The sequence below is a fragment of the Streptomyces sp. NTH33 genome (assembly GCF_003236365.1).
In the GTDB taxonomy this organism is placed as follows: Bacteria; Actinomycetota; Actinomycetes; order Streptomycetales; family Streptomycetaceae; genus Streptomyces.
On sequence record NZ_POTZ01000385.1, the window covers coordinates 1 to 6,622 of the forward strand.

Annotated in this window: 6 protein-coding genes and 1 pseudogene; 5 read left to right on the top strand and 2 right to left on the bottom strand. The window is 73.8% G+C overall.

Features of this window, described 5'->3' with window-relative positions:
• The 3 genes and pseudogenes from C1I97_RS28075 to C1I97_RS41850 form a co-directional block, all read left to right on the top strand.
• The coding region (locus C1I97_RS28075; RefSeq protein WP_146608313.1) for a glycosyltransferase family 4 protein at positions 1–611 on the top strand (611 nt) is incomplete at its 5' end.
• 119 nt (positions 612–730) lie between these two features.
• Positions 731–1,672: an SAM-dependent methyltransferase gene (locus tag C1I97_RS28080; protein WP_258382768.1), complete on the top strand. Its 942-nt coding sequence runs from the start codon at positions 731–733 to the stop codon at positions 1,670–1,672.
• A 26-nt stretch (positions 1,673–1,698) separates the two neighbouring features.
• Positions 1,699–2,610, top strand: a pseudogene (locus tag C1I97_RS41850) (lysylphosphatidylglycerol synthase transmembrane domain-containing protein); the annotation flags it as partial.
• Positions 2,611–2,777: 167 nt separating this feature from the next.
• Here the strand turns inward: C1I97_RS41850 and C1I97_RS28090 are convergent.
• Positions 2,778–3,560, bottom strand: a complete 783-nt coding sequence (locus C1I97_RS28090) for a creatininase family protein (protein WP_111005939.1) — start codon at positions 3,558–3,560, stop codon at positions 2,778–2,780.
• Between the two features lie 38 nt (positions 3,561–3,598).
• Here C1I97_RS28090 and ribA point away from each other — a divergent pair, with 38 nt between their 5' ends.
• Positions 3,599–4,258: a GTP cyclohydrolase II gene (gene ribA, locus C1I97_RS28095; protein ID WP_111005940.1), complete on the top strand. Its 660-nt coding sequence runs from the start codon at positions 3,599–3,601 to the stop codon at positions 4,256–4,258.
• 65 nt (positions 4,259–4,323) lie between these two features.
• Positions 4,324–5,361 (top strand): saccharopine dehydrogenase, encoded by a 1,038-nt coding sequence (locus C1I97_RS28100; RefSeq protein WP_111005941.1) that lies wholly within the window; start codon positions 4,324–4,326, stop codon positions 5,359–5,361.
• On the opposite strand, the gene C1I97_RS28105 is transcribed toward C1I97_RS28100, so the two are convergent.
• The gene (locus C1I97_RS28105; RefSeq protein ID WP_111005942.1) at positions 5,351–6,577 is read right to left on the bottom strand and encodes a serine hydrolase domain-containing protein; all 1,227 of its coding nucleotides are present in this window, start codon (positions 6,575–6,577) and stop codon (positions 5,351–5,353) included. The genes C1I97_RS28100 and C1I97_RS28105 overlap by 11 nt on opposite strands.
• Between the last annotated feature and the right edge of the window lie 45 nt (positions 6,578–6,622).

Genomic DNA, 6,622 nt, shown 5'->3' on the forward strand with positions numbered 1-6,622 from the left:
ACATCGCGCCGCCCGCCCCCGGCACCGACGGGGTCTCGCGGCTGCTGTGCGTCGCCGCGGTCACCCCGCGCAAGGGGCAGCACCGGCTGGTGGAGGCGCTGGCCGCGGTGACCGACCTGCCGTGGACCTGCACCTGCGTCGGCGCGCTCACCCAGGACCCGTCCTACGTCGCCGAGTTGCGCGACCTGATCGGGAAGTACGGCCTGCAGGACCGTTTCCACCTGGTCGGACCGCAGGCCGGAGCCGAACTCGACGCCAGTTACGCCGCCGCCGACCTCCTGGTCCTCGCCTCCTACGCCGAGACGTACGGCATGGCGGTCACCGAGGCACTGGCGCGCGGCATTCCCGTGCTCGCCACGGACGTCGGCGGCGTCCCCGAGGCGGTCGGCCGCGCCCCCGACGGCGGCGTGCCCGGCATCCTCGTCCCGCCGGAGGACCCCGCCGCCCTCGCCGCCGAACTGCGCGGCTGGTTCGGCGAGGCCGACGTACGGCGTCGCCTCAAGGCCGCCGCCCGGGGCCGCCGCGCCGCGCTCGACGGCTGGGCGAACACCGCCCGCAGCCTGGCCGGCGTCCTCGGCCGGCTGCCGAAGGAACCCCGGAGGGCAGCATGAGGAAGACGACGACTCCGGCCGGCGCCGCCGGGCTGGGCGGCTCCATCCCGGCCCAGCCGGGACCGCACGACGCACCGGACGCGGCCCCGGCCGCCGACCCCGACCTCGGCCCCGACGCCATGACCCCGGACGCCGGACACGGGTCCGACCACGTGATCCCGGGCGCCGGACCCGCGCAGCGCCCCGGGGAGCGGGCCACCGTGCGGCTCCGGGAAGGCGAGGCCGAGGAGCCGCCCCGGTACGCCCCCGAGTGGCTGCAGCTCAGGGAGGTGGCCGACGCCGCCGCGCGGGCGGCCGACCTGCTCGACCCGCTGCGGATCAGGCTCGCCAACCTGCCGGGCCGGCACGGTGGACTCGTCGTGCACGACCTGGGCTGCGGCACCGGCTCGATGGGCCGCTGGCTCGCCCCCCGGCTCGACGGCGCCCAGCACTGGATCCTGCACGACCGCGACCCCTACCTGCTGCACTTCGCCGCCGTCGCCTCCCCGCGCGCCGCCGCCGACGGCAGTCGGGTCACCGTGGAGACGCGGCGCGGTGACGTGGCCCGGCTGACCCCGGGCGCCCTGGCCGGCGCCTCGCTGGTGACGGCCTCCGCCCTGCTGGACGTGCTCACCCGCGAGGAGATCGGCACCCTCGCCGCCGCCTGCGCCGGAGCCGGCTGCCCCGCGCTGCTGACCCTGTCGGTGGTGGGCCGGGTCGAGATCACCCCGGCCGACCCGCTGGACGCCGAGATCACCGAGGCGTTCAACGCCCACCAGCGCCGCACCGGCCTGCTCGGCCCCGACGCGGTCGACGTGGCCTGCGAGGCCTTCGCCGCGCACGGCGCCACCGTACGGACGGACCCGAGCCCCTGGCGGCTCGGCCCCGACCGGCGTGAACTGACCGCCCAGTGGCTGCGCGGCTGGGTCGGCGCGGCCGTCGAGCAGCGCCCCGAGCTGAAGCAGCGCGCCGACCGCTACCTCGCCGAGCGCCTGGAGGCCTGCGTCGCCGGGGAGTTGGACGTCGTCGTCCACCACAGCGACCTGCTTGCGCTGTCCCGGCCGACCGGCGGTGCCGCATGAGCGCGCAGACGGTGGAGGTGCCCCTCATGCGCGCCGACGCAGGGCGGTCCGACGCAGGGCAGTCCGGCAAAACCGGCACGGCCGGTCGCGGACGTACGCTGCCCGCGCTGCTCTCCCGTCTCAACACCCCAACCCTGCGCACCCACTTCGGCACCGTCGCCGGAGTCGCCATCCTCGCCGTCCTGGTGTGGCGGCTGGGCACCGGCGTCTTCCTGGAGGGGCTGCGCCGGATCGACGCGCCCGCACTGCTCACGGCACTGGGCATCGGCCTGGTCACCACCGTGTTCAGCGCCTGGCGCTGGCAGTTGGTCGCCCGCGGCCTGCGCATCCGGCTGCCGCTCGGCCCGGCCGTCGCCGACTACTACCGTGCGCTGTTCCTGAACGCGGCGCTGCCCGGCGGGATCCTGGGCGATGTGCACCGAGCGGTGCGGCACGGGCAGAGCGCCGGCGACATGGGACGCGGCGTGCGGACCGTGGTCCTGGAGCGGGTCGCCGGGCAGATCGCCCTCGCCGTCATCGGTGCCGCCGTGCTGCTCACCCTGCCGTCACCGGTGCGCGACGAGACCCGGCACCTCGCGCCGCTGCTCGCCCTCGCGGCCGTCGGCGCGCTCGCCGTCGTCCTCGCCCTGCGCATGAACCGGGCGCCCTCCCGCCGGGGCCGGGCCCTGCGCCGTACCCTCGGAGAGGCACGCGAGGGACTGCTGTCCCGCCGCAACGGACCGGGCGTCGCCCTCTCCTCGCTCGCCGTCCTGACCGGGCACGTCGCGATGTTCGTGGTGGCCGCGCACATCGCCGGCTCCACCGCCCCGGTGCTCGTGCTGCTCCCGCTGGCGGTCCTCGCGCTGCTGGCGATGGGACTGCCGCTGAACGTCGGCGGGTTCGGCCCCCGTGAGGGCGCCACCGCCTGGGCGTTCGGCGCGGCCGGGCTCGGCGCGAGCACCGGACTGGCTGTGGCCGTGGTGTACGGGGTGCTGTGCTTCGTGGCGAGCCTGCCGGGCGCACTCGTCCTCGTCGCCCGCTGGTACACAGGGATGCGCGCCGGGTCCCGTACCGCCGAACCGGCCCCGGAACCCGGCAGCGCACCCCGCGGCGCACCCGGCGGCGACTACCCGCGCCCGCTCTCCGGCAGCTTCCCGTCCTCCGACGTGAGCAGCGAGAAATACGGGGCGAAGGAAGCCGCGAGGCTGTCCAGCAGTTCCTTCCCCTTTTCCGCGGAGCCCAGGGAAGGACGGCCGATGACGCCCGATTCGGTATAGGCGGACATTCCGGCGGTGAGCAGATGACGCCGGTCGTCCGCGGTGAAATCGGCGGACTCGTAACCGGCCCGGACCATTTCAGGATGAGCGTGCAGAAGAATGGAGGTCTCGATTTCCCCCGCGTGCATGTCCGTGAGCGGAGAGGTGCGCACCCCGGCCCGTTCCAGGGCCGTCTCCCAGTCCTCCACGGCCGGGAACAGCGCGAGGCGCTCACCGCGCGCGGAGGACTCCTGAACCACGTTGCCCAGCACGTAGTTCCCGCCGTGGCCGTTGACGACCACCAGGGCCTCGACACCGGAGCGGCGCAGTGAGTCCGCGATGTCCCGCACCACCGAATGAAGGGTCACGGAAGAGATGCTGACGGTCCCCGGCCAGGCCGCGTGCTCGTGCGAGCACGAGATCGTCACCGGTGGGAGGAGGTGCACCGGGTACGCGCCGGCGATCCGGCGGGCGACGGCACAGGCGACCAGCGTGTCGGTCGCCAGCGGAAGGAACGGACCGTGCTGCTCGAAACTGCCCACCGGCAGGACCGCCACCTGTCGTGAGAGGTCCGCTCCCCGCGTCCGTACGTCCTGCGTCGTGTCCGCCGGCAACACACCATGTGCCGTCGGCCGCGTTCCCGAACCACTCATTGTTTTCCGGCCTTTCGTCTCTGCTTAGGAACCAGATCATGACAGAAAACCTCGGCGTACTCGGTAAGAAGTCCCCCCGGCGCACGGGCGTGGAGCGCGTCGTGAATGCCCCGCTGCCCACCGTGTACGGGAAATTCCAGGCGGTCGGCTACCTGGACCACGACCGCGGTGACGAACAAGTGGCCTTGGTCCACGGGAACATCGGCACCGACCGGGTTCTGGTCCGGCTGCACTCGGAGTGCCTGACCGGGGACGCGTTCGGTTCGCAGCACTGCGAGTGCGGCGACCAGCTCGCCGCCGCGCTGCGCGCCGTCGTCGCCGAAGGCAGCGGCATCGTCGTCTACTTGAGAGGGCACGAGGGCCGGGGCATAGGCCTGCTCGCCAAGTTGCGGGCGATGGCCCTGCAGGCGGAGGGCCTGGACACCGTCGAGGCCAACCTCGCCCTCGGCCTGCCCGTGGACGCCCGCGACTACGGCGTCGCCGCCGGGATCCTGCACGACCTGGGCGTGTGCTCGGTGAAGCTGATGTCCAACAATCCGCGCAAGCGCGAGGCGCTGGTGCGGCACGGCATCCAGGTCACCGAGCAGGTCCCGCTGCTGATCCCGCCGTGCGAGAACAACATCACCTACCTGCGCACCAAGCGGGAGCGGCTGGACCACCACCTGCCCCACCTGGACGCGGTGGCGCACCTGTCCTGAACGCGAGGACCCGGGTCGGCGCGGTCGCGGGCGACCCGTACCCGGGCCGCGTACCCTTCGTGGATATGACCGAGCTGCACCTGTGGCTGCGCCACGAGGTCCGTACGACCGAGCGCCGCACCCCGATCGTGCCCTCCGACGCCCGGCGCCTGGTCGAGGCGGGCGTGACGCTCACCGTCGAGAGGTCCCCGCAGCGGATCTTCCCCGTCGAGGAGTACGAGGCGGCCGGCTGCCGCACGGCTCAGGCGGGCGCGTGGGTGTCGGCGCCCCCGGACGCGGTCGTCGTCGGTCTGAAGGAACTCCCGGACGAGCCGGCCGAGTTGCACCACCGCCACATCTACTTCGGTCACGCCTACAAGCGGCAGCCCGGGGCGGCCGAGCTGCTGCGGCGGTTCGTCGCCGGGGGAGGGGCGCTGCTCGACCTGGAGTACCTGGTGGACGACAGCGGGCGCCGGCTCGTCGCCTTCGGCTTCTGGGCCGGCTACCTGGGCGCCGCCCTGGCGGTGCTCCAGCAGCGCGGCCGGCTGGTGGCGCCGCTGACGCCCACCTCGAAGGAGGAGCTGGACGAGACGCTGCGGCCCGCCGCCGGGGACGAGGACTTCACGGCGCTGGTGATCGGCGCCCTGGGCCGCAGCGGCCGGGGCGCCCGGGTCGGGTTCGCCGCCGCCGGGATCGACCCGACCTGCTGGGACCTCGCCGAGACCCGCGACCTGGACCGCCGTGCCCTGAAGGACCACGACGTGATGGTGAACGCGGTCCTCGCCACCAGCCCGGTCCCGCCCTTCGTGCGGGAGGAGGACCTCGACGACCCGGCCCGCCGGCTGCGCACGCTGTGCGACGTCACCTGCGACGTGGGTTCCCCGCTGAACGTGCTGCCGGTCTACGACCGCACCACCGACTGGGCCGAGCCGGTACGCCGGCTGCGCGAGGAGCCCCCGCTGGACCTCATCGCCATCGACAACCTGCCCTCGCTGCTGCCCCGCGAGTCCAGCACCGACTTCTCCGCCGCCCTGCTGCCCCTCCTGCTGGACTACGGGGTGAGCGGGGCGTGGGGCCGCTGCCTGGACACCTTCCACCGGGCCTGCCGGGAACTCAGCCCCTGACCGCCTCGTGCACCAACCGCTTCAGCTCCGGGTAGATCCTGAGCGAGCTCCTGGGGCGGACCTGGGTCATGAACTGGAAGGTCAGGTCGCGGCTCGGATCCACCCAGAAGGTCGTCGTCGCCACCCCGCTCCAGCCATAGGTGCCGAGGCCGGACGGGGCCTGGGTGCGGGCCGGATCGACGACCACGGAGACGCCGAACCCGAAGCCCACGCCGTCGTTGCCGGGGTCGTCGTGGGCGGGGCTGCCGTAGGAGCGCAGGTCGGCGTTGCCGGGCAGGTGGTTGCGGGTCATCAGGTCCACCGTTTCGGGGGCGAGGAGACGGGTGCCGTCGAGTTCGCCGCGGCGGCGCAGGAACTCCATGAAGCGGTGCATGTCGTGCGCGGTCGCCACCAGGCCGCCGCTGCCGGACAAGAAGCGGGGACGGCCGCGCAGCGGCAGCCCGGGGATCGGCTCGATGCCGCCTGCGTCGGTCTGCCCGTACAACTCGGCCAGCCGGCCCGCCTGTTCGTCCGTGACACAGAACCCGGTGTCGGTCATCCCGAGCGGCCCGAGGACCCGCTCGGCGAAGAACGCGTCCAGCGGCTGCCCGGACACCACCTCCACCACCCGGCCCAGGACGTTGCTGGCGACGGAGTAGTTCCACTGCGTGCCCGGGTCGAACTGCAGCGGCAGGCTCGCGTATACGTCGATCGCCCGCGCCAGGTCCGCGCCCGGCGGCACGGAGGACTCCAGACCGGCCGCGCGGTAGAGGGCGTCGACGGGGTGGGCGTAGTAGAAGCCGAAGGTGAGACCGGCGGTGTGGGTGAGCAGGTGCCGTACGAGGATCGGTCCGGCGGCCGGGCGGGTGACCACGTCCTCCCCGGACCCGCTCACGTACACCCGGGGCTCGGCGAAGACCGGCAGGTGCCTCTCCAGCGGGTCGTCCAGCGACAGCCCGCCCTCCTCGGCCAGCAGCAGCGCGGCGACCGCGGTCACCGGCTTGGTCATCGAGTAGATCCGCCACACCGTGTCGCTCCCGACGGGCAGCCCGGCCGCCACGTTCCGCCGGCCGTACGTGGTGAGGTGCGCGACCCGGCCGCCCCGCGCGACGGACACGAGGAACCCGGGCAGCCGCCCCTCGTCGACGAAACGGGCCAGATACCGGTCGAGCCGACCGAGCGCCCGCACGTCGAGCCCGACCGCACCCGGCTCGACGTCCTGCCGCAACACTCCCATCACACTCCTCCAGTGCGGCATACCCCGCCCCGCACCCCCTCAGAC

Excerpts from the sequence above, each read along its gene's own strand:
- C1I97_RS28080 (WP_258382768.1), top strand. The coding sequence starts at position 731 with ATGACCCCGGACGCCGGACACGGGTCCGACCACGTGATCCCGGGCGCC.
- C1I97_RS28090 (WP_111005939.1), bottom strand. The coding sequence starts at position 3,560 with ATGAGTGGTTCGGGAACGCGGCCGACGGCACATGGTGTGTTGCCGGCG.
- ribA (WP_111005940.1), top strand. The coding sequence starts at position 3,599 with ATGACAGAAAACCTCGGCGTACTCGGTAAGAAGTCCCCCCGGCGCACG.
- C1I97_RS28100 (WP_111005941.1), top strand. The coding sequence starts at position 4,324 with ATGACCGAGCTGCACCTGTGGCTGCGCCACGAGGTCCGTACGACCGAG.
- C1I97_RS28105 (WP_111005942.1), bottom strand. The coding sequence starts at position 6,577 with ATGGGAGTGTTGCGGCAGGACGTCGAGCCGGGTGCGGTCGGGCTCGAC.